This window comes from Vogesella indigofera (assembly GCF_003633895.1).
Taxonomy (GTDB): domain Bacteria; phylum Pseudomonadota; class Gammaproteobacteria; order Burkholderiales; family Chromobacteriaceae; genus Vogesella; species Vogesella indigofera.
In genome coordinates, this window is record NZ_RBID01000019.1 from 12,576 (window position 1) to 34,269 (window position 21,694).

Sequence of the window (21,694 nt, forward strand, 5' to 3'; positions counted from 1 at the left end):
CGGAAGCGTGTCAGCGACACCCCGGCGGCACCGGGTGCTGCGACGTGGCGGAATCGCGTCGTGCTGGAGCATCGCGGGGAGGCGATCCGACAGAACGTTGGCCGCAATGGTCGGTGTATGTCCTTATTTCTCCGCACTCCCTTTATCTCACCCCGGAGTGTGTATTCATGTTCAAGAGCAAACCGTTGGCCGCGCTGGTCGCGCTGGCCTGTAGCCCGCTGGCCTTGGCCGCGACCCCCGTGACCCAGCTGGATGAAGTGGTGGTCACCGCCAGCCGCAGCCCGGACAAGGTCAGCGACCTGCCGGTCAACGTGTCCGTTATTAGTGCCGCCGACATTGCCAACAGCACCGCGCGTACGGTGCAGGACCTGTTGTCGACGCTGGCTGGTGTACACGTATTTAACAACACCGGCTCCGCCGACAGCGCGATGGTCGACCTGCGCGGCTTCGGCATGACCGGCATCAGCAACACGCTGATCCTGATCGACGGCGTCAAGCAAAACACCAATGATCTGCTCGCGCCGAACCTGGGTGTGGTGCCGCTGAGCGAGATCGAGCGCATTGAGGTGGTACGCGGCAGTGGCGCGGTGGCCTACGGCGGCGGCGCTACCGGTGGCGTGGTCAACATCATCACCCGCAGCGGTTTCAAGGCCGCCAACGGCGTGCAGGCCACGCTGACTGCCGGCAGCTACAACCTGAAAAAGCTGGATCTGTCCGGCCACCTCAGCGGCCAGCAGGTGGCGCTGGATGCCTTTGTGAAGTCACTGAGCAGCGACAATTACCGTGCCAACAGTGCCGAGCGCAACGACAGTGCCGGCCTGACGGCCACCGTGCGCCACCAGGGCGGCGACGTGCGCCTCTATGCGCGCAGCAGCAACCAGGATTTGCGCATGCCGGGTGCCCGTAGCGTCAACCCGGCCACCGGCGTCGACGAGTTCGGCAATGATCCGCGCGGCACCAGCAAGCCGAACGACTACATGGACATCAAGACCGATGCCTTTGGCGTGCAGGCGCGCCAGTCGCTGGGCGAAGGCATGCTGTCGCTGGACGTGGCCACGCGCGCGAAGCAGTCGCAGTCCGAGGCTTCCGGCTGGCTGGAGCAGCGCGATCTGGACGAACAGTCGGCCAGTTTGCGTTACGAGCAGGAGCTGGGTCGTCACCGGCTGGTGTTCGGCGTCGATACGCTGCAGAGCGATATGGACGTGAATAACGGCAGCCCCGCGACGCTGTCGACCCGCATCCGCCAGCGTCATGTCGGTGGTTTTGCCGACGTGCTGCTGCGCCCGCAGGCCGGCACCGCGATCAGCATTGGTGGTCGTACGCAGCGCATCGAGGATAGCGCCGCTGATTTCACCGGCTTTGCCAACAGCTACCGCACCAACAAGGAGCTGCACGCCTGGCAGCTGGGCGCTCGTCAGGCGCTGACCGGCCAGCTGGAGGCGTATGCCAAGGTTGGCCGCAGCTTCCGTCTGGCCAATGCCGACGAGCAGGCTTATGTGTCCTCGCCATTGCTGCCGCAGACCTCGCAGGACAAGGAAATCGGCCTGGACTGGAAGCAGGGGGGGCAGGCGCTGCGCGCGGCGTGGTTCCGTTACGACCTGACCAATGAAATCCACTTCAACAAGCTGGTCGGTTTCTTTGGCAGCAACGTCAATCTGGCGCGGACCCGTCGTCAAGGCCTGGAACTGGAAGGGCGCAGTCAGCTGGCGGCCAACCTCGAGCTGAGCGGCAACCTGACCTGGCAGCAGGCGACCTTCCGTCAGGGTGCGGCGGGTGGCGTCGAGCTGGCCGGCAACGAGGTGCCGATGGTGCCGCAGCAGCTGGCCACGCTGGGCCTGAGCTGGCTGCCGCAGGAGGCCAGCCGCATCGGCCTGCAGCTGCAGTATGTCGGTAAGCAGCGGCTGGACAACGACCAGGCGAACCAGTTCGACAAGCAGCTGGATGCCTATACCGTACTCAACGCCAAGTTCAGCCACCGCTACAGCAAGCAGCTGAGCGTGGCACTGGACGTCAACAACCTGTTTGACCGCCACTATGCCACTTACGGTATCCGCTCCGGTGCCACCGGCAGCAGTGGTTCCTACAATCTGTACCCGGCCGCCGGCCGCAACGTGCAGGCTTCGCTGACGGTCAACTACTAAGCCGTTCACGGCCGGCCGCCGCCCCGGCTGGCTAGATCCGCCCCTGTCGCCGCCCTCGTCGGGAGGCAACGGGGGCTTTTTCATGCCGTTGCCCGCAGGCGAAGGCTGGTGGCGGTAAATTGCATGTGCAGTGCACGCAGGTATAATCCCGCCCCTGCAGGTGTCCGGCGTGCCCCAAGCGCGCCGGGTGAAACTGGGAAGCCGGTGCAATTCCGGCGCTGCCCCCGCAACGGTAAGGTCTGGGCGCGCATGGCGCGCCCCAGGTGCAACACTCGCCACTGTCCCGCAGGGACGGGAAGGCGTTGCCCCGCATGACCAAGCCCGGAGACCGGCCTGCAACAGACGCGGCGGAATCGCGTCTTGCTGGAGCATCGCGGGGAGGCGAGCTGACAGTTCGCCTGCCGCAACGGCCGGCGCGCGTGTCTTTTGGTCCTGATTTCTCCGCACTCCCTTTTTCTCATCCCGGAGTGTGTATTCATGTTTGACAACAAAACCCTGGCCGCGCTGCTGGCGCTGGCCGCCGGCCATGCCGCCGTGGCCGCCAATCCCGTCACCACTGGCGAGACCGTGGTGGTCACCGCCACCCGCAGCGCGATCCCGCTCAGCCGCGTGCTGGCCGACGTTACCGTGCTCGGTCGCGAGGAAATCGAGCAATCCGGCAGCCTGAGCCTGCCGGAGCTGCTCAGCCGCCAGCCGGGGGTGGAAGCCTACAGCAACGGCGGCGAGGGCAAGTCCGCCACCCTGCTGCTGCGCGGCACCAAGGCCGATCACGTGCTGGTACTGGTCGACGGCATGCGCATCGCCTCGGTCACCACCGGCGCTACCGCGCTGGAACACCTGCCATTGGCGGCGATTGAAAAGATCGAGATCCTGCGCGGCCCGGCCTCCAGCCTGTATGGTGCCGACGCCATCGGCGGTGTGATCCAGATCTTCACCAAGCGCGGCGAAGGCGGGCCGGCAATGAGCTTCCATGCCGGCATCGGTGCCGAACACAAGCGCAGCAGCGGCGCCGGGCTGTCCGGCAAGGCCGGCAACACTGCCTTCAACCTCGCGCTGGAGCACAACCGTACCGACGGCATTTCCTCGCGCAGCTTCCAGCCGGGCAAGTACAACCCCGACCGTGACGGCTATGAGAACACCACCTATCTCGCCAGCGTGCAGCACGAGCTGGCCGCCGGCCACAGCCTGGGGCTGAACCTGTACCAGACCGAGGCCAGCAGCGCCTACGACGCCACCGTCAACAAGGCGGACGAGCTGCGTTCGCGCCTGCAGGGGCACAGCATCGAGCTGAAAAACCAGCTGCGGGCCAACTGGCAGAGTACCTTGCGCTACGCCGAGACCAATGACCGGCAGCACACCTTTACCAAGGGCAACTTCAGCAAGCCGTCCGCGATTGCCGCTACCCGCCAGCAGGAATGGCAGTGGCAGCACGACGTGCAGTGGCAGGGCGTCGGCCAGTTCAGCCTCGGCGCGGTGCGCACCGAGCAGCAGATCGAGACCCTGAACAGCTTCAACGGCACCCGCCGCAACGTGGATTCGCTGTTTGTCGCCTACCAGGGCAGCTTCGGCGCACACCGGCTGCAGGGCAGCCTGCGCCACGACGACAACTCGCAGTTCGGCGACAAGGCCACCGGCCAGCTCGGCTACGGCTACGCGCTGACGCCGCAGTGGCTGCTCGGCGCCGCCTACGGCACCGCGTTCAAGGCACCGACCTTCAACCAGCTGTACTGGAGCGGCTCCGGCGCCAGCTATCACGGCAATCCGGCCCTGCGCCCGGAAGAGGCGCGCAACCGCGAGCTGTCTCTGAAGTGGCGGCAGCAGGGTGACTACTTCAGCGTGATCGCGTTCGATAACCGGATCGACAACCTGATCGCCAGCAAATCGGCGACCGACGGGCTGCAGGTCAATATCGACGAGGCGCGCATCACCGGCCAGACGCTGGAAGCCGGCCGCAGCTGGGGCGATTTCAGCCTCGCCGGCAGCATTACCTCGCAGCGGCCGCGCAGCCAGCCCTCCGGCAAGCTACTGGCACGCCACGCCAAGCTGTTCGGCGCGCTGACGGCCGGCTGGCAGCTGGACCGCACCCGCCTCAGCGCGGAATGGCGCGCCAGTGGCCGCCGCTACGACGATGCAGACAACAGCGCCGACAAGGTGCTGGGTGGCTACGGCGTGCTCAATCTCGGCGCCGACTACCAGCTCGACAAGCACTGGCAGCTGAACACGCGACTGAGCAACGTCGCCGACAAGGACTATCAGACGGTACAGAACTACAATCAGCCTCGCCGCGGCTGGTTCGTCGGCGTACGCTACGCCCAGTAAGCCCGTCGGGCGCCGCCCCGGTGTGTAACGCAACACGACCGCCCGCCAGCCGGGCAGGTCGTTTTTGATTTCCAGCAGGAGCGAGCATGACCACGCATCTGATCACCGGCGGCGCCCGCAGCGGCAAGAGCCGTTATGCCGAGCAGCTGGCGCTGGCCCACGACGGGCCGGTGCTGTACGTCGCCACCGCCGAGCGGCGCGACGACGACAGCTTTGCCGCGCGCATTGCGCATCATCGCGAACGCCGTCCGGCAGCCTGGGGGCTGCACGAGGCCGGGCCGGGGCTGGCGGCGGTGATCGCGGCAGAGGGGGCGGCCGGCAGCCTGCTGCTGGTCGACTGTCTCGGCATGTGGCTGATGCGCTTTTTCGACGCCGACGGCCAGTTCCAGGTCGATGCCTGGCAGCGCGAACGCGCCGCGCTGCTGGATGCCTTGGCCGCGACACCGGCCGCGGTGCTGCTGGTCAGCAACGAGATCGGCTGGGGCGTGGTGCCGCTCGGCGCCGAGACCCGCCACTTCGTCGACGAGCTGGGGCGGCTGAACCAGGATATCGCCGCGCTGTGCCGGCGGGTGACGCTGGTGGCGTGCGGCCAACCTTTGTCGCTGAAGGCGCCGGCGTGAGGCTGGCGGCCTGCGCGCTGCTTGCCGCTTGGGCGCTGCCGGCCGCCGCGCAGCTGTCGGTGACCGACGGGCTGGGGCAGACGGTGACGCTGGCGGTGCCGGCGCGGCGCATCGTGGTGCTGGTGCCGCACGCGGTGGAAACGCTGTACGCGATCGGCGCCGCGGCGCAGATCGTGGCGGTGGTCGAGCACAGCGACCAGCCGCCGGCCGCCAGGCAGCTGCCGCGCGTCGGCAGTTACAGCGGCATCAGCCTGGAGGCCATCCTGCGGCTGCGTCCCGAGCTGGTGGTGGCATGGCGCGACGGCGGCCATCCGCGCGAGCTGGCGCGGCTGCGCGCGCTGGGCATTCCGCTGTATGTCAGTGCGCCGCAGGACGTGGCCGGTATCGCCCGCGAGATGCGCGCGCTGGGCACCCTCAGCGGCCAGCAGCGCGGTGCGGCGCAACAGGCGGCGCGCTTCGAGCAGCAATTTGCCAGCCTGCGGCAGCGCTACGCGTCGGCGCGGCCGGTGGCGACCTTTGTGCAGGTCGGTGACACGCCCTTGTTCAGCGTCAGCCGCCTCAGCTTTGTTGATAGCCTGGTGCGGTTGTGCGGTGGCCGCAACGTGTTTGCCGATGCCGCGGTGCCGGCGCCGCAGGTCAGCGTCGAGGCGGTGCTGGCGCGCCGGCCGCAGCTGATCCTGGCGTTCGAGGAACGGCAGCTGGCGTACTGGCAACGTTGGCCGCAACTGCCGGCGGTGGCGCTGGGCAACCTGTCGCTGCTGGCCGAGGACAGCATCAGCCGTCCCGGCCCGCGGCTGGCCGACGGCGCCCGCCAGCTGTGCCGCCAGATCGACGCCGCGCGGCAGCGTTTGCCGGCGGGCTGAGGCCGGCGTGGCCAATTTGCCGCGCCGCGGCATATTTTGCTGACATCGGCGCGCGGCAGGACGTAAAATTTGGCGGTCGCTGCGCCGGGCGCCCGTGCCGGGCGACGGCGGCAGACCCGGTTTGACGCCTCCACTACCCTTGGCTATCCTCGCCGTTATGGAACAAGAACTCGATTATCTGGAAGGCCGTGTGGTGGCGCTGATTGTGCGCATCCACGAGCTGGAAAACCAGAATGGCCGCTTCGCCGAGGTGCTGGCGCAGACCATGAAGGAAAATGCCGAAATGAAATTCGCGCTGGAGGAAACCCGCCACCGCGTTGCCGCGCTGATGACGCGCCTGCCGCAGGAGGATGCCGAATGAGCGAGATCGTACAGGTAGATGTGACCCTGCTCGGGCGCCAGTTCACCATCGGCACGCCGCTGGAAGAGCGCGACACGCTGGAGCAGGCGGTACGGCTGCTGGCGGACAAGATCCAGGCGATCCAGAGCGGCGGCCGCATCGTCGACGCCGACAAGATCGCGATCATGGCCGCGCTCAACATCGCCCACGACCTGCTGAAAGTAAAAGTCGGCGATGGTGGCTTGGAGATGGCGACAATCAGGCGTAAAATACAACACATGAGCGAGGCCGCTGACGAGGCGTTACGCCAGAGCCAGCAAAACCTGTTCTAAACGAATATCCGTTCAATCCCCTGCGGTGTTCGAGACGGCCCATAATTCCTTTGTACCAATGCGTTCGCTTTTGGTTGTCAGCATGAGTAGCAGGTGTGTCGCGTCCCTTTGCGGATGTGCCCGAAGCTACTGGCCGGCGACCCCCCCTGGAAACAGGGTACAAGCGAATTCGGCCCGATCGACTCTCGCGGGGGACTCCCCCTTCCGCCCATGACATCCTCTGCTGCCGCTGACAAGGCGCGTTTGCGCCGCGAGATTCGCCAGGCGCGCAAAGCCATTCCTGCCGCACAACGCCATCACGCCGAAAAGGCGATCAGTTACCATGCCCGCCGTTTTTTCCGCCATGGCCGCCGCATTGGCGCCTATGTCGCCACCGGCTCGGAGCTGGGGCTGGACGCGCTGATGGCGCGCGCGCTGGCGCACGGCTGCCGCGTGGCGCTGCCGGCGTTGCCGCTGCGCGGGCGCAAGATGCTGTTTTCGGTGCTGGATGCGCGCGGGCGCTGGTATCACAACCGCTACGGCATTCCGGAATTCGACGGCGCCAACTGGCGGGCCCGCGATCTGGAGATCCTGTTCGTGCCGCTGCTGGCGGTGGACGAGCAGGGTTATCGCATGGGGCAGGGCGGGGGTTTTTACGACACCACGCTGGCCTATCTCAACGGTTTCCGCCGCTGGCGGCGGCCGTTGCTGGTCGGCGTCGCCTTCGACTGCCAGCGGGTGGCGGCGGTGCCGAAAGAGGCGTGGGACGTGCAGCTGGATTACCTGCTGACCGAGTCCGGCCTGATCCGTTACCGGCGCCTGGCGGCGCCGGCGTAATGCGGCCGGCGGTTGCCGGCGCGGTGCTGCTTAGCGGCAGTTGCCTTTCTTGGCCTGGCCCGGCGGGCAGAACGAACCGCTGCCGCGATGGCCGTCGCCGATCTCGATTTCCAGCGGCTTGATTTCGATCGGCTTCACCGACACGCGCGGGCCGCTGATGGTACAGGCGGCAAGTAGTAGCGTCAGGCTGGCAAGCAGGACTGTTTTCATGACGTTGTCTCTTCTGGATGGTGGGAGGAAGGGAAGGTCGCATTATATGACATCGCGCCCGGTGGCGAGCACCGGCCACGGAGGACAGGCATGGCGTACTGGTTGATGAAGTCGGAGCCGGACGAGGTGGGCATCGACCACCTCGCGGCCAACCCCGAGCGCGTGTTCGAGTGGACCGGGGTGCGCAATTACCAGGCGCGCAATTTCATGCGCGACCAGATGCAGCCGGGTGACCAGCTGCTGTTCTGGCATTCGTCCTGCCCGCAACCGGGCATTGCCGGCATCGCCGAGGTGGTCGGCGCCGCGCACGCCGATTCCAGCCAGTTCGATCCCGCCAGCCCGTATTTCGATCCCAAATCCAGCCCCGAGCAGCCGCGCTGGCAGTGCGTCGACGTGCGCTTCGTGCGCAAGACCGCGCTGCTGTCGCCGGCCGCCTTGCGCCAGCATCCGGCGCTGCTGGAGATGACGGTGTTGCAACGCGGCAACCGGCTGTCGATCACGCCGGTCACGCCGCAACAATGGCATTACCTGATGGAGAACCTGCTCTGATGTTGTCGTTGACGCTGATTGCGGTATTGCTGGTCTGCGGCGTGGTCGCCGGCTTTCTCGCCGGCCTGCTCGGGGTCGGCGGCGGGCTGGTGATCGTGCCGGTGGTGGTCGGCGTGCTGGAGGCCGCCGGCCTCGGCGGCAACTACGTGCAGCATCTGGCGGTGGGAACCTCGCTGGCGGTGATGGTGTTCACCAGCGTGGCCAGCGTGCGCGCGCACCACAAGAAGGGTGCGGTGAACTGGGCCATCGTGCGCGGCATGGCGCCGGCGATGATGGTCGGCACCTTTGTCGGCAGCCTGCTGGCCGGCTGGATTCCCAGCAACGGCCTGCGCTGGTTCTTCGTGATCTACGCCTACGTGATCGGTGCGCAGATGTTCTTCGGCGCGGCACCGGCCGCCAGCCGCGAGCTGCCGGGTATCGCCGGCCAGAGCGCCGCCGGCGGCGTGATCGGCATGGTGTCGAGCTGGGTCGGCATCGGCGGCGGTTCGATGAGCGTGCCGTTCATGGGCTGGTGCAATGTGCGCATGCATACCGCCATCGCCACCAGCGCCGCGCTGGGCTGGCCGATCGCGGTGTCCGGCGCACTGGGTTACGTGGCGGCCGGCTGGCAGACGCCGGGGCTGCCGTGGGGCGCGTTCGGCTTCATCTACCTGCCGGCGATGCTGGCGCTGATGCTGATGACGGTGCTGTGCGCGCCGCTGGGCGCACGTGCCGCCCACGCGCTGCCGGTGGCCAAGCTGAAAAAGGGCTTTGCGCTGCTGATGGTGGTGATGGCCAGCGAGATGCTGCTCGGCCTGCTGCGCCAGGGCTAGGCGCCTTTCAAAGACCCTAGGCCGCGCTGCGGCCAACCTTTTCCGTGCAGCGCTTCGCGGCGATGGCAACTCGCCGCTATAATGTTGCGATTGAATTTTCACGCTTTTTTGCGCCTAGAGATCTCCATGCAAGAACAATACAGCCCGCGCGAGCTTGAAGCCGCCGCCCAACAGAAGTGGCAGGCCACCGCCGCCTTCAAAGCCGTCGAAGACACCACCCGCCCGAAATACTACGCGCTGTCGATGTTCCCGTACCCGTCCGGCAAGCTGCACATGGGCCACGTGCGCAACTACACCATCACCGACGTGCTGGCGCGCTTCAAGCGGGCGCAGGGCTTCAACGTGCTGCAGCCGATGGGCTGGGACGCCTTCGGCCTGCCGGCGGAAAACGCGGCGATGAAGAACGGCGGCGCGCCGGCGGCGTGGACCTACGCCAACATCGAGTACATGAAAAAGCAGCTGGACAGCCTCGGCTTTGCGCTGGACTGGGATCGCGAGCTGGCCACCTGCAAGCCCGACTACTACCGCTGGGAGCAGTGGCTGTTCACCCGCCTGTTCCAGAAGGGCATCATCTACAAGAAAAACGGCGTGGTGAACTGGGACCCGGTCGACCAGACCGTGCTGGCCAACGAGCAGGTGGTCGACGGCCGCGGCTGGCGCTCCGGCGCGCTGGTGGAAAAGCGCGAAATCCCGATGTACTACTTTGCCATCACCAAGTACGCCGACGAGCTGCTGAATGATCTGGACAAGCTGGACGGCTGGCCGGAACAGGTGAAAACCATGCAGCGCAACTGGATCGGCAAGAGCTTCGGCTCCGACGTGTCCTTTGCCTACGACACGGACAGCATCGGCCACGACGGCGTGATGAAGGTGTACACCACCCGTCCGGACACGCTGATGGGCGCCACCTATGTCGCCGTCGCCGCCGAGCATCCGCTGGCGACGCAGGCCGCTGCGGCCAACCCGGCGCTGCAGGCGTTCATCGCCGAGTGCAAGGCCGGCTCGGTGGCCGAGGCCGACGTGGCCAAGATGGAGAAGAAGGGCGTCGATACCGGCTTGTTCGTCATCCATCCGCTGACCGGCGCCAAGCTGCCGGTATGGATCGCCAACTACGTGCTGTGGGGCTACGGCGAAGGCGCGGTGATGGCCGTACCGGCGCACGACGAGCGCGATTTCGAGTTTGCCAACAAGTACCGCCTGCCGATCACCCAGGTGTACGCCCCGGCTGCCGGCGACGACAATTTCGACGCCACCACCTGGCAAGACTGGTACGGCGCCAAGGAAGGCCTGAAAACCGTGGGCAGCGGCAAGTACGACGGTCTGGACTTTGCCGCCGCCTTTGACGCCATCGTCACCGATCTGGAAGCCAAGTCCGCCGGCGCCAAGAAAACCCAGTACCGGCTGCGCGACTGGGGCATCAGCCGCCAGCGCTACTGGGGCTGCCCGATCCCGATCATCCACTGCCCGTGCTGCGGCGACGTGCCGGTACCGGCCGAGCAGCTGCCGGTGGTATTGCCGGAAAACGTGATTCCCGATGGCGCCGGTTCGCCGCTCGCCAAGATGCCGGAATTCTACGAAACCACTTGCCCGACTTGCGGCGGCGCGGCCAAGCGCGAAACCGACACCATGGACACCTTCGTGGAGTCCAGCTGGTACTACGCGCGCTACGCCAGCCCGCAGTGCGACACCGCGATGCTGGACAAGCATGCGGCCAACTACTGGCTGCAGGTCGACCAGTACGTCGGCGGCATCGAACACGCCATCCTGCACCTGTTGTACGCGCGCTTCTTCCACAAGCTGATGCGCGACGAAGGCCTGGTGGACAGCGACGAGCCGTTCAAGAGCCTGCTGACCCAGGGCATGGTGATCTGCGAGACCTTCTACCGCGACCTGCCCAATGGCAGCAAGGACTGGATCGCGCCGCAAGACGTGGTGCTGGAACGCGACGCCAAGGGCAAGATCGTGGGCGCGACCCACCGCGTGGATGGCCAGCCGGTGACGGTCGGCGGCATCGAGAAGATGTCCAAGTCCAAGAACAACGGCGTCGATCCGCAGGAATTCATCGAAAACTACGGCGCCGATACCGCGCGCCTGTTCATGATGTTTGCCGCACCGCCGGAGCAGAGCCTGGAGTGGTCCGACGCCGGCGTGGAGGGCGCGTTCCGCTTCCTGAAGCGGCTGTGGAAGCTTAGCCGCGAGCACGTGGCCGCCGGCATCAGCACCGCTTACGCCGGTGGCGAGCTAAACGCCAGCCAGAAAGAACTGCGCTTCAAGCTGCACAGCACCATCCAGAAGGTAGCCGACGACTACGGCCGCCGTCTGCAGTTCAACACCGCCATCGCCGCGGTGATGGAGCTGCTCAACACCTTTGACAAGGCCGATACCAGCGGTGACGTTGGCCGCGCCGTGGCGCAGGAAGTGCTGGAAGCGGTCACCGTGCTGCTGTCGCCTATCGTGCCGCACATCACCGAGGCGATCTGGAGCGAACTGCGTCCGGGCACCGAGCTGCTGGCGCAGGCCTGGCCGCAGGTGGACGAGAGCGCGCTGGTGAAGAGCGAGATCGAGCTGATGGTGCAGGTGTGCGGCAAGCTGCGCGGCAGCGTCACCGTCGCTGCCGACGCCGGCAAGGACCAGATCGAAGCCGCGGCGCTGGCGCACGACAACGTGATCAAGTTCATGGAAGGCAAGCCGGCCAAGAAGATCATCGTGGTGCCGGGCCGCCTGGTGAACATCGTCGTTTAATCCTGCTAGCAATACGCCGTAACGCAACAAGGCGGCTGACGGTATGCCCGTCAGCCGCCTTGTCACCGCGGCGCACACCGGAGTGTCGTATGAACCGACTGATCAAGAGCACGCTGCTGGCCGGCGCCCTGCTGGCGCTGAGCGCGTGCGGCTTTCACCTGCGCGGGCTGTCGGCGCCGCTGACGCCGCTGCCGTTTGCCAGCATCGCCATCCTGCAGGCCGGCAATCTCGCCGAGCCGCTGCAAAGCGCCTTGCAGCGCGATGGTCGCGTGCAGCTGCAAAGCCGTGCCGCCGACGCCGAGGTGGTACTGACCATCGACAGCACCGCCAATGCCAAGGACATCCTGACCATCAACCGTGGCGGCAAGGTCAACGAATACCTGCTCACCTACCGTGTCGAGGCCAGCGTGCAGCGCAAGGGCGACGAGCTGCCCCTGCCGCTGACGGTGGTGGTGCGCCGCGAGCTGAGCTACAGCGATAGCGCCGTGCTGGGCAAGGAGCGCGAGGAAGCGCTGTTGCTGGAAGACATGCGCCGCGATGCCGCCGAGCAGCTGATGCACCGTCTCGCCTACCTGCCGAAACCGGGCAATGCCAGCATTAAGCCCTGACGCCTTTATCACGCAGCTGGCGCGCACGCTGGCGCCGCTGTACGTGATCCACGGCGAGGAAGCGCTGCTGGCGCTGGAGGCCGCCGACGCGCTGCGTAGCCGCGCACGACAGGCCGGCTATGCCGAGCGCGAGGTGCTGACGGTGGAGGGCGCGCATTTCGACTGGTCGCAGCTGACTGACGCGATGAGCAGCGTGTCGCTGTTTGCCAGCCTCAAGCTGCTGGAAATCCGCATTCCCGGCGGCAAGCCCGGGGTGGAGGGCGGCGAGGCGCTGCAAAGGTTGGCCGCCAGCCCACCGCCGGACACCATCACCCTGCTGCAACTGCCCAAGCTGGACCGCAGCCAGCAGAAGAGCAAGTGGTTTGCCGCGCTGGAAAAGAGCGCGGTGATCACCGAGGCCAAGCCGGTGGGCCGCCACGAGCTGCCGGCGTGGATCGCGCGGCGGCTGCAGCGCCAGGGTCAGACCCTGGGCCATGACGCGGCCAGCTTCTTTGCCGACCGGGTGGAGGGCAACCTGCTGGCGGCGAAGCAGGAAATCGACAAGCTGGCGCTGCTGTACCCGCAGGGTGAGCTGAGCCTGGCCGACATCCGCGACGCGGTGGCCAACGTGGCGCGTTTCGACGTGTTCCATCTGTCGGAAAGCTGGCTGGCCGGCGACGTGGCGCGTGCCGCGCGCATGCTGGACGGGCTGGAGGCGGAAGGCGAGGCGCCGGTGCTGGTGTTGTGGTCGTTCACCGAGGACGTGCGCATGCTGATCAAGCTCGGCCGCGGCCTGAAGGACGGCCGTGGCGTGCGCGACATGGCGGGTGAATTGCGGCTGTGGGGTGACAAGCAGCGGCTGGCGGAGCCGGCGCTGAAACGCATCGGCGGCGTGCGGCTGATGCAGGCGCTGACCGAGTGTGCGCGCATCGACCGCCAGATCAAGGGCGTGGCGCAGGGCGACGCCTGGCACAGCCTGAAACGGCTGGCCGCCAGCCTCGCCGCACGCTGAGTCGCAATGCGCCGGCCAAACAAAAGCCCCTGTCCGCGGACAGGGGCTTTTGTTTGTGGCGGCTGGCCGCGTTACAGCGGGAACAGCGGCGGCGGCAGGATCAGCTGGAAGCGCGGCTGGCGCGAGGGCACCAGCGGCTGGCCGGCGCGCGACTCGTAGGACGCCAGCACCTTGGCCACGTATTCGCGGGTCTCGCGATACGGCGGGATGGTGTTGCGGTATTTGCCGACCGCACCCTCGCCGGCGTTGTAGGCGGCGATCACCAGCGTCATGTCCTGCTTGAAGTGGCCCTGCAGGAAGCGCAGGTAACGCGCGCCACCGCGCAGGCTCTGCAGCGGGTCCGCCGGATTGCGCACGCCGAAACGGGCGGCGGTGTCCGGCATCAGCTGCATCAGTCCCTGCGCGCCCTTGGGCGAGGTCGCCACCGGGTTGTAGCCGGATTCGACGGTGACAATGGCGTGCAGCAGCTGCGGGTCCAGCTTGTGCTCGCGCGCCACCTGATTGATCAGTTTGTTGAACAGCGCCGCCTGTTGCCGGTTGTAGGCCGGGGTCTTGACGGCCGGCACCGCGTCACCGCGTGACTCGGGCGCCGGCGGCGGTTCCGGCAGGGCATCGAAGCTGAGGGTGGCGCCGAGACCGGGGCGCACCGCGTCGGCGAGGAAATCATCGGTAGGCAGGGGACCGAGTGCCAGCACCGGGCTTGTGGCCAGCAGCAGCACGATGGTCAGTAACAGGCGGTTCGTCATGATGTAAAGAACTCAGGCTCAGGGTGAAGGAGCGATACCTTCATGTTACTGAGTGAAGTGGCCATTTTCCAGTTGCGTCGTCACCGGCGTAGTGGTCTTTTTTATGTCAATGACGTATGTCGAGCAGGGGCAGGGCGATGCCCGGGATCGGCTGTCCTTAGATTTGTTGTAAAAGTGTTTAAATTAAATGCGACAAATCGCGGCGACCGCTCGCCGCCGCCGCGCTTGTTAAGCGTTAGTGCACGTGTGCCGCCGCTGGCGCCGGCTGCAGCTTGACGCCGGTGGCGGGAAACTCGCCGTTGCCGCCGTCCTGCGGCAGCTGCTGCCAGCGGATTTCCTGGGTGCCGCACTGCTGGATCACCTTGAACCAGGCGGTTTCGCCGGCGCGGTCGGGCAGGGTGCCGCGGAACACGAATTCGTCGTAGAAATCGTCGCGCAGCTGGCCGCCGGACCACACGATCTCGCGCACGTCCTCACGCACCGTCTGGCCGTGGTTGTCGAATGGCGTCACCGCGGCGCGCACCGTCTGCAGCTGCCAGCCGGCTTTGGGCATCGGCTTGGCGAGGCGGAAGCCGTCCGGCAGTTGCACGCGCACGCTGGTGGTGGCGCTGCCGTTGCAGCCGTGCGGCAGGCGCAGTACGCCCTTGTAGCTGCTGCCGGCGACGGCGTCGCGGCTTTCCAGGGTGACGTGGGCGAGGGTGGTGCCGCTGGCAAGCAGCAGGCCGAGGGCGAGGAGCAGGGATTTCATGGTCGGTCCGGTATGGGGAAACAGGACGCCAGTCTAGGCGCGGCCGGCGCAGGCGGGAATGCGGCAAAATGTCGCAGCCTGGCGGCCGGCGGCGTGAGGCTGCGGCCAGGCTTGGCCGCAACCGGTGCGCTTATTCGCGGTGGTAGGGGTGGTTGTTGAGGATGGAGTAGGCGCGGTACAGCTGCTCGGCCAGCAGCACGCGCACCATGCCGTGCGGCAGCGTCATCGCCGACAGCTGCAGCATGATGTCGGCGCGGGCTTTCAGTTCTTGCGACAGCCCGTCGGCACCGCCGATGACGATGCAGATGTCGTCGCCGCCGGCCATCCATTCCTTCATCGCGCCAGCCAGCTGCACCGAGGTCCAGTTCTTGCCGCGCTCGTCGAGGATCAGCAGTTTGCTGCGAGGCGGGATGGCCGCCACGATGCGCTCGTGCTCGGCGGCGATGCCTTTCTCGGCGGTGACGCCGCCGCCGCGCTTCTCCGGCTTGATCTCTTTCAGCTCGAAGCTGATGTCGCGGCCAAAGCGCTTGGCGTAGTCGTTGAACGCTTCGTCCACCCAGCGCGGCATCTTGGTGCCGACGGCCAGCAGGGTAATTTTCATGGCAGGGCTACAGGGGCAAAAGGTTGGCCGCAAAGCACAACGCACCGCCTGGGCGGTGCGCTTGCGATCACGGCAGGGCGGGGATTACTCCGCTGCGGTGGCATCCCATGGACGACCGCCGACCGGCACGAACGACGGCTTCTGGCCGCCCCACAGTGCCTCGATGTCGTAGTAGTCGCGTACCGCCGGCAGCATCACGTGGATGACCACGTCGCCGGCATCGACCAGTACCCACTCGCCGCTTTCGTGGCCTTCGGTGCCGACCAGCTCGATGCCGGCGGCCTTCAGGTCCACGGCCACGTTGTTGGCCAGCGCCTTCACCTGACGGTTGGAGTCGCCGGTGGCGACGATCAGGTGCGAGAACAGCGAGGTCAGCTTGCTGGTGTCCAGCGAGACGATGTTTTTACCTTTAACGTCTTCCAGCGCGTTGATGGCCAGTTTGACGATTTCTTGAACTTCCATGTGCATCCTTGTGATTCGGTGTCAGGGGACGTGGCGACGCGTCAGCGCCCGGCGTGGCCAGAGGTTCCGCAAAAGAGCAAACGGCCGGCAACCGCCGGCCAGTGCAAATCCTGCTTGCCGCCGCGTGTTGCGCTGCCCGGCTAGCGGTAGAGCCGGTGCTGGCGGATATAGGCCAGCACCGCCGCTGGCAGCAGCGCGCTGCAGTCCTGCCCCGCCGCCAGTTGCTGGCGGATGTCGGTGGCAGAGAGGGTGATGGGCGGCAAGTCCAAGGCGCGGATTGTACCGGAAGGCGTTCGATTTGAAAAATCAGATACTTGCCGCGCCTGCCACAGGGTGGCGACGGCCGGATCGAGCCTGGCCGCAACAAAGCCGGGACGGATGGCGACGGCGAGGTTGGCCAGCTGCAGCAGTTGCGGCCAACGTTGCCAGGTGTGCAGCTGTTGCAGCGAATCGCCGCCGATCAGGAACCACAGCTCGGCCTTGTCGCCCAGCTCGTCGCGCAGCTCCTGCAGCGTGTCGACGGTGTAGGCGTGGCGCGGGCGGCGCACCTCGCGGTCGTCGCTGACCAGCCCCGGCGCTTCCTCGGCCAGCGCCGCGTCCAGCATTGCCAGCCGCTGTGCGGCGCTGGCGTGCGGGGCACGGTCGCGGTGGTAGGGCTGGCCGGCGGGGATCAGCCGGACTTGGTCCAGCGCCAGCTCGTCGCGAAAGGCGCGCGCCAGGCGCAGGTGGGCGGCGTGCAGCGGGTCGAAGGTGCCGCCGAACACGCCGATGCGCGGCGGGTGCTCAGCCGGGCTGGTTGCCATCGACGATCACGTCCAGCGCGCCGGTGGCCGGGTGGATCACCAGGCCGTGTACCGGGATGTCTTTCGGCATCAGCGGATGGCTGCGGATGGTGGCCACGGTGTGGCGCACGCTGTCCTGCACGTTGTCGAAACCCTTCAGCCACGCGTCCAGGTCGATGCCGGCGCCGCGCAGGGTGGCGATGGTGTCCGCCGACACGCCGCGTTCCTGCGCATGGTCCAGGATGCGGTTCGGATCGATGGCGCGCATGCCGCAATCGTGGTGCGCGACGATGCAGATTTCCTCGGCGCGCAGTTCGTACACGGCGACCAGTAGCGAGCGCATCACCGAGCCCCACTGGTGGGTGACCAGCGCGCCGGCGTTCTTGATCAGTTTGAAGTCGCCGTTCTTCAGCCCCATCGCCTTGGGCAGCAGTTCCACCAGCCGGGCGTCCATGCAGGACAGCACGACCAGGTTCTTGTCCGGGAATTTGTCGGTGGAGAATTGCTCGTATTCGCGCGCTTCGACGAAGGCGCGATTGTGTTCCAGCAAGCTGTTAAGCAGGCCCATGGTGTTCTCCTGTCTTGAAGTTTGCCCGCGGGTAGCAGGCAGGGTCACGGGATTGGTGTGTTTGCTCTATCGGGGTCGGGCGCCATGCTACCACGGGTTTTGGCGACGGTCTCGTGCCGGCTTTGTCAGCGGGGGGCGCCGTCCGATGCCAGGGTTTTGCGCAGCGTGAGCGAGGTTTTGACATGGACATAACCGTGCTGCCGGTAAAAGCGGTGCGCATCCTGGCGGTGCTCGGCGCTGCGCAGGCCGAGCTGGTGGATGCCCTGCGTTTTCGCCCACTGCTCGCATGCCGCCAGCAGCGCGCTGCCGATACCGTGGCCGCGTTGTGCCGCCGCCACGACCAGCCCGCCCAGCTCGACGCAGGTGTCGGACTCCAGCAACGGCCGCACAAAGCCGTGAATCCAGCCGCAGGTTTCCCCCTGCCATTGCGCGATGCAGACGAAGTGCTGTTGCGGTGCCGCCAGCAGTATGGCCAGCCGCTGTCGCAGTTGTGCCGCGCTGGCGGGATAGCCCAGCTCGCCGCTGAGACGGGCGAGGTCGGCGGCATCGTCGGGGTGCGCCGGGCGCAGTTGCAGCGTGGCGTCGGGCATCGTTTTCATCCTTGTGCCGATTGTTGGCGGGTGGCCAGCCATTGTTCCAGATAGTGGATGCTGGTGCTGCCGGCGATGACGCCGGGGTCGCTTAGCAGCAGCTGGTGCAGCGGGAGATTGGTGTCGATGCCGCTGATCGCCAGCTCGCGCAGCGCCCCGCGCATCCGCGCCATCGCCTGTGCGCGGTCGTCGCCGTAGGCGATCAGCTTGCCGATCATCGAATCATAGTGCGGCGGCACCTGATAGCCCTGGTAGATGTGCGAATCGATGCGGATGCCGGGGCCGCCGGCGGGGTGGTAGTGCTCGATGCACCCCGGCGACGGCCGGAAGCTGAACGCGTGCTCGGCATTGAGGCGGCACTCCATGGCGTGGCCGCGGAAGTGGATGTCCTGCTGCCGGAAGCGCAGCGGCAGGCCGGCGGCGACGCGGATCTGCTCCTGCACGATGTCGATGCCGGTGATCATCTCGGTCACCGGATGCTCGACCTGCACCCGGGTGTTCATCTCGATGAAGTAGAACTTGCCGTCCTGGTACAGGAATTCGAAGGTGCCGGCGCCGCGGTAGCCGATGCGGCGGCAGGCGTCGGCACAGGCCTCGCCGATTTTCTTGCGCTGGGCGGCGCTGATGCCGGGGGCGGGCGCCTCCTCGATCACCTTCTGGTGGCGGCGCTGCAGCGAACAGTCGCGTTCGCCCAGGTGCACGGCGTTGCCGTGCTCGTCGGCCAGGATCTGGATCTCGATATGGCGCGGCGCCGGCAGGTATTGTTCCAGGTACACGCTGCCGTTGCCGAAGGCGGCCTCGGCCTCGCGCTGCGTGGTCTGGATCGCCGCCAGCAGCTCGCCGGCGTACGGCACCACGCGCATGCCGCGGCCGCCACCGCCGGCGGCGGCCTTGATCAGCAGCGGGTAGCCGATCTTGGCGGCGATCTTCAGCACCGCCTTGTCGTTGTCCGGCAGCGCGCCGTCGGAGCCGGGCACGCACGGCACGCCGGCGGCCAGCATCGCCTGCTTGGCCGACACCTTGTCGCCCATCAGGCGGATGGTGTCGGCGCGCGGGCCGATGAACACGAAGCCGGATTCCTCCACGCACTGCGAGAAGTGGGCGTTTTCCGACAGGAAGCCGTAGCCGGGGTGGATTGCCTGCGCGCGGGTGACCTCGGCGGCGGCGATGATGGCCGGGATGTGCAGGTAGCTGTGTGCCGCCGGCGGCGGGCCGATGCACACCGATTCGTCGGACAGTTTCACGTACTTGGTGTCGCGGTCGGCCTCGGAGTGCACCACCACCGTCTTGATGCCCAGCTCGTGACAGGCGCGCAGCACGCGCAGCGCGATTTCGCCACGGTTGGCGATCAGGATCTTGTCGAACATGGTTGGCCGCACTCCAGGCAAGGCGCCGCAGCGGGACGGCCGCGGCCGCAGCCGGTAGACGGCTGCTCCCTGCATCATGAGACAGGCGGCACGGCGCAGCGTTCGCCGCCTGCGGCCAACGTTGGCCGCAGGCGGGGGCTACCAGCGCGAGTGGTGGTCTTCGGTGATGCCGAGCAGCTGCGACACCTCATGCGCGACGCCGGTGTGCGGGTGGATGATGCGGCCGCTGAAACAGCCGATCGGCTGCAGGTAGCGGCTGGCGGCAATCAGCAGGTCCTGGTCGTGCTGGCGCGCGCCTTCCGGGGTGAAGGTCAGCGCCACCGCGCCGTCGTCGGTGCGGATCTGCCACGCGGCCAGCGGCTGCGCGGCATCGAAGTCGAAGCGGGCAGCGCCGACGCGGTGCGGCACGCCGTCCAGCCACACCGCGTTTTCGGCGTCGCCCATATAGCCCTGCTGCAGGTTGAAGCCGATGCGGTGGTCGTGGGCGCTGGCCCAGCGCCACGCGGTGTCGCGCGCCAGCAGGCCGTTGGAGGCGTCGAGGCTGGCGATGGCGTCATCCAGCACCAGCTGCCGGCCGCCGCAGTCGGCAAAGCCGCTGATCGGCAGCGCGCTGCTCTTGTGGGTGGCGTGCGCCAGCCAGTTGGCGGGGGCGATGGCGGCCATCACGCTGTGCGGCGCCGGCAGCGCGATGTGTGCCGCCAGCTGCAGCGCCGGGGTGTTGACGGTCAGCTCCAGGCGCTTGTCGGCGCGGCGGAAGGCGATGCAGTTCTTGCCCTGGCGGAAGGTGGCGTCGCCAAAGCTGCGGTTCTCGATGCGGGTGGACACCAGTGGCAGGCCGTTGCTGCTGAAGCTGGCGACCAGCTCGCGGCGACGGCGGTCGAACAGGTAGGCAAAGGCGCTGCCGCACCAGCCGGTATCGACCACCGCCACGCCGATGAAGAAGTCGGCATGGCCGATGGCGGCGTATTGCCAGCGCTTGTGGTGCAGCTGGCGCGTCAATTGCTTGGCCAGTGGCGCCTTCAGCGCCTGCCACGACAGTTGTTCGACGGTGCCGCGGTACATGCCGAAGGCCGGCACGCCGCGTTCGTGCACCAGTCGCGCCGGTGCCGGGGGCAAGGGATAGGGGTCCATTAGTGTACGGGTCGCCGCGCGCCCGATGTCATCACGATGGCTGCAGTTTACAGCAGGTTCAGCGGAATCTTTAAGTAGGCGGTGCCATTGTCCTCGGCCGGCGGCAGCTGGCCGGCGCGGATATTGACCTGGATCGCCGGCAGGATCAGCACCGGCATCGCCAGCGTCGCGTCGCGCGCCTCGCGCAGCTGTACGAAGTCGGCCTCGCTGATGCCGTCGTGGACGTGGATGTTGTGCGCGCGTTGCTCGGCCACCGTGCACTGCCACTGCGGCGCGCGGCCTTCCGGCGGGTAGTCGTGACACATGAACAGCCGGGTGTGGTCAGGAAACGACAACAGCCGCCGGATGGAGCGGTATAGTGCCGCGGCATTGCCGCCGGGGAAGTCGCAGCGCGCGGTGCCGACATCGGGCAGGAACAGGGTATCGCCGACAAAGATCGCGTCGCCGATGTGATAGGCCATGTCGGCCGGGGTGTGGCCGGGCACCGCGATGGCCTGCGCCTGCAGCTGGCCGATGGCAAAGGTGTCGCCATCGGCAAAAAGGTGGTCAAATTGCCGACCGTCAGTGGCGAAGCCGGTTTCGAGATTGAAAATGCCCTTGAACACGCGCTGCACGCCGTCGATCTGCTGGCCGATGGCGATGCGGCCGCCCAGCTGCTGTTTCAGGTAGGCGGCGGCGGACAGGTGGTCGGCGTGGGCGTGGGTTTCGATGATCCAGTCCAGCGTCAGCTGCTGCTCGCGCACGAAGGCCAGCAGCCGGTCGGCGGCGGCGGTGGCGGTGCGCCCGGACTTGGGATCGTAGTCCAGCACCGGGTCGATGATCGCCGCATGGCCGCCGCGCCGGTCGTACACCACATAGCTGATGGTCCAGGTGACGGGATCGAAACTGGCGTGGACTTGGGGATTCATCGTGACTCCTCGTGGCAGGACAGGTAGTGCAGTCAATATATTGCGTAACATTATATTTGTAAATATAATAAAAACGCGCTGCGATAAAATAACAAGACAGACAGGAGGAAATACCCACCATGGATCTGAGTATCTTGCATGACAACGCGTCACGCGCCACCAGCCTGCTGAAAAGCCTGGCCAACGAAGACCGGCTGCTGCTGCTGTGCCAGCTGGTGGACGGCGAGAAGAGCGTGTCCGAGCTGGAACGGCTGACCGGTATCCGCCAGCCGACGCTGTCGCAGCAGCTGGGCGTGCTGCGTAACGAGGCGCTGGTCAACACCCGGCGCGAGGGCAAGTGGATCTACTACAGTGTAGCCAGCCAGGAGGCGATGGCCATCCTCGGCACGCTGCACAGCCTGTTTTGTGCCGATGACGCGGGGCCGAAACCGCCGTCACCCTGATCAAG

At 66.8% G+C, this 21,694-nt stretch carries 24 protein-coding genes, 1 other RNA gene and 1 riboswitch; of the genes, 14 read left to right on the plus strand and 11 right to left on the minus strand.

The features are described 5' to 3' along the window. The first annotated feature begins 167 nt into the window (after window positions 1-167). The 8 genes from C8E02_RS15535 (at window position 168) to C8E02_RS15565 (ending at window position 7,431) form a co-directional block, all read left to right on the plus strand. Window positions 168-2,141 (plus strand): TonB-dependent receptor, encoded by a 1,974-nt coding sequence (locus C8E02_RS15535; protein ID WP_120812268.1) that lies wholly within the window; start codon window positions 168-170, stop codon window positions 2,139-2,141. Between the two features lie 141 nt (window positions 2,142-2,282). Next, window positions 2,283-2,492: riboswitch (cobalamin riboswitch) on the plus strand. A 126-nt stretch (window positions 2,493-2,618) separates the two neighbouring features. After that, window positions 2,619-4,460: a TonB-dependent receptor domain-containing protein gene (locus C8E02_RS15540; protein WP_120812271.1), complete on the plus strand. Its 1,842-nt coding sequence runs from the start codon at window positions 2,619-2,621 to the stop codon at window positions 4,458-4,460. A gap of 86 nt (window positions 4,461-4,546) precedes the next feature. Beyond that, window positions 4,547-5,080, plus strand: a complete 534-nt coding sequence (cobU, locus tag C8E02_RS15545) for a bifunctional adenosylcobinamide kinase/adenosylcobinamide-phosphate guanylyltransferase (RefSeq protein ID WP_120812273.1) — start codon at window positions 4,547-4,549, stop codon at window positions 5,078-5,080. Further along, window positions 5,077-5,943, plus strand: a complete 867-nt coding sequence (locus C8E02_RS15550) for a cobalamin-binding protein (RefSeq protein WP_245961176.1) — start codon at window positions 5,077-5,079, stop codon at window positions 5,941-5,943. Before cobU ends, C8E02_RS15550 begins: the two co-directional genes overlap by 4 nt. Window positions 5,944-6,100: 157 nt before the next feature. Beyond that, the gene (locus C8E02_RS15555; RefSeq protein WP_120812280.1) at window positions 6,101-6,304 is read left to right on the plus strand and encodes a hypothetical protein; all 204 of its coding nucleotides are present in this window, start codon (window positions 6,101-6,103) and stop codon (window positions 6,302-6,304) included. Then, complete coding sequence (locus C8E02_RS15560; RefSeq protein ID WP_047968000.1) at window positions 6,301-6,615, plus strand: cell division protein ZapA; 315 nt, start codon at window positions 6,301-6,303, stop codon at window positions 6,613-6,615. Before C8E02_RS15555 ends, C8E02_RS15560 begins: the two co-directional genes overlap by 4 nt. Window positions 6,616-6,629: 14 nt before the next feature. Further along, a non-coding RNA gene (gene ssrS, locus C8E02_RS17850) (6S RNA) lies at window positions 6,630-6,813 on the plus strand. Window positions 6,814-6,825: 12 nt separating this feature from the next. Next, window positions 6,826-7,431: a 5-formyltetrahydrofolate cyclo-ligase gene (locus C8E02_RS15565; RefSeq protein WP_120812283.1), complete on the plus strand. Its 606-nt coding sequence runs from the start codon at window positions 6,826-6,828 to the stop codon at window positions 7,429-7,431. A 30-nt stretch (window positions 7,432-7,461) separates the two neighbouring features. Here C8E02_RS15565 and C8E02_RS15570 read toward each other — a convergent pair whose 3' ends face one another. Further along, window positions 7,462-7,641 (minus strand): hypothetical protein, encoded by a 180-nt coding sequence (locus C8E02_RS15570; RefSeq protein ID WP_047967998.1) that lies wholly within the window; start codon window positions 7,639-7,641, stop codon window positions 7,462-7,464. Between the two features lie 90 nt (window positions 7,642-7,731). Between C8E02_RS15570 and C8E02_RS15575 the strand changes: the two genes are divergently transcribed. From C8E02_RS15575 to holA, 5 genes are all read left to right on the plus strand, one after another. Continuing rightward, window positions 7,732-8,190 carry an EVE domain-containing protein gene (locus tag C8E02_RS15575; protein WP_120812286.1) on the plus strand — a complete coding sequence of 153 codons (459 nt, stop codon included), beginning with the start codon at window positions 7,732-7,734 and terminating at the stop codon, window positions 8,188-8,190. Beyond that, complete coding sequence (locus tag C8E02_RS15580) at window positions 8,190-9,002, plus strand: sulfite exporter TauE/SafE family protein (RefSeq protein ID WP_120812289.1); 813 nt, start codon at window positions 8,190-8,192, stop codon at window positions 9,000-9,002. Before C8E02_RS15575 ends, C8E02_RS15580 begins: the two co-directional genes overlap by 1 nt. A gap of 126 nt (window positions 9,003-9,128) precedes the next feature. Next, on the plus strand, window positions 9,129-11,744 hold the full coding sequence (gene leuS, locus C8E02_RS15585; RefSeq protein WP_120812292.1) for a leucine--tRNA ligase: 2,616 nt from the start codon (window positions 9,129-9,131) through the stop codon (window positions 11,742-11,744). 89 nt (window positions 11,745-11,833) lie between these two features. Beyond that, window positions 11,834-12,352 carry an LPS-assembly lipoprotein LptE gene (locus tag C8E02_RS15590; RefSeq protein ID WP_120812294.1) on the plus strand — a complete coding sequence of 173 codons (519 nt, stop codon included), beginning with the start codon at window positions 11,834-11,836 and terminating at the stop codon, window positions 12,350-12,352. Next, window positions 12,333-13,343, plus strand: a complete 1,011-nt coding sequence (gene holA / locus C8E02_RS15595; RefSeq protein ID WP_120812297.1) for a DNA polymerase III subunit delta — start codon at window positions 12,333-12,335, stop codon at window positions 13,341-13,343. Before C8E02_RS15590 ends, holA begins: the two co-directional genes overlap by 20 nt. 71 nt (window positions 13,344-13,414) lie before the next feature. On the opposite strand, the gene C8E02_RS15600 is transcribed toward holA, so the two are convergent. The 10 genes from C8E02_RS15600 to C8E02_RS15645 all read right to left on the minus strand — a co-directional run bounded on the left by C8E02_RS15600 (window position 13,415) and on the right by C8E02_RS15645 (window position 21,246). After that, window positions 13,415-14,089: a lytic transglycosylase domain-containing protein gene (locus tag C8E02_RS15600; protein ID WP_120812300.1), complete on the minus strand. Its 675-nt coding sequence runs from the start codon at window positions 14,087-14,089 to the stop codon at window positions 13,415-13,417. Window positions 14,090-14,324: 235 nt separating this feature from the next. Continuing rightward, the gene (locus tag C8E02_RS15605) at window positions 14,325-14,837 is read right to left on the minus strand and encodes a YcnI family copper-binding membrane protein (protein ID WP_047967991.1); all 513 of its coding nucleotides are present in this window, start codon (window positions 14,835-14,837) and stop codon (window positions 14,325-14,327) included. 130 nt (window positions 14,838-14,967) lie between these two features. Continuing rightward, window positions 14,968-15,438 carry a 23S rRNA (pseudouridine(1915)-N(3))-methyltransferase RlmH gene (gene rlmH / locus C8E02_RS15610; protein ID WP_120812302.1) on the minus strand — a complete coding sequence of 157 codons (471 nt, stop codon included), beginning with the start codon at window positions 15,436-15,438 and terminating at the stop codon, window positions 14,968-14,970. Window positions 15,439-15,522: 84 nt separating this feature from the next. Continuing rightward, on the minus strand, window positions 15,523-15,900 hold the full coding sequence (gene rsfS, locus C8E02_RS15615) for a ribosome silencing factor (protein WP_047967989.1): 378 nt from the start codon (window positions 15,898-15,900) through the stop codon (window positions 15,523-15,525). Between the two features lie 140 nt (window positions 15,901-16,040). Next, window positions 16,041-16,703, minus strand: a complete 663-nt coding sequence (gene nadD, locus C8E02_RS15620) for a nicotinate-nucleotide adenylyltransferase (RefSeq protein WP_120812305.1) — start codon at window positions 16,701-16,703, stop codon at window positions 16,041-16,043. Continuing rightward, complete coding sequence (locus C8E02_RS15625) at window positions 16,684-17,250, minus strand: beta-class carbonic anhydrase (RefSeq protein ID WP_047967987.1); 567 nt, start codon at window positions 17,248-17,250, stop codon at window positions 16,684-16,686. The genes nadD and C8E02_RS15625 overlap by 20 nt, the downstream gene beginning before the upstream one ends. Before the next feature lie 125 nt (window positions 17,251-17,375). After that, complete coding sequence (locus tag C8E02_RS15630; protein WP_047967986.1) at window positions 17,376-17,840, minus strand: GNAT family N-acetyltransferase; 465 nt, start codon at window positions 17,838-17,840, stop codon at window positions 17,376-17,378. Window positions 17,841-17,845: 5 nt separating this feature from the next. Then, window positions 17,846-19,207 (minus strand): acetyl-CoA carboxylase biotin carboxylase subunit, encoded by a 1,362-nt coding sequence (gene accC, locus C8E02_RS15635; RefSeq protein WP_120812310.1) that lies wholly within the window; start codon window positions 19,205-19,207, stop codon window positions 17,846-17,848. Window positions 19,208-19,345: 138 nt separating this feature from the next. Continuing rightward, complete coding sequence (locus C8E02_RS15640) at window positions 19,346-20,338, minus strand: DUF2804 domain-containing protein (protein WP_120812313.1); 993 nt, start codon at window positions 20,336-20,338, stop codon at window positions 19,346-19,348. A 47-nt stretch (window positions 20,339-20,385) separates the two neighbouring features. Continuing rightward, window positions 20,386-21,246, minus strand: coding sequence for an MBL fold metallo-hydrolase (locus C8E02_RS15645; RefSeq protein WP_120812316.1), 861 nt, complete (start codon window positions 21,244-21,246; stop codon window positions 20,386-20,388). A 119-nt stretch (window positions 21,247-21,365) separates the two neighbouring features. Between C8E02_RS15645 and C8E02_RS15650 the strand changes: the two genes are divergently transcribed. Further along, entirely contained in the window at window positions 21,366-21,689 is a 324-nt protein-coding gene (locus C8E02_RS15650; RefSeq protein ID WP_047967982.1) for an ArsR/SmtB family transcription factor, read from the plus strand. The last annotated feature ends 5 nt before the right edge of the window (window positions 21,690-21,694 follow it).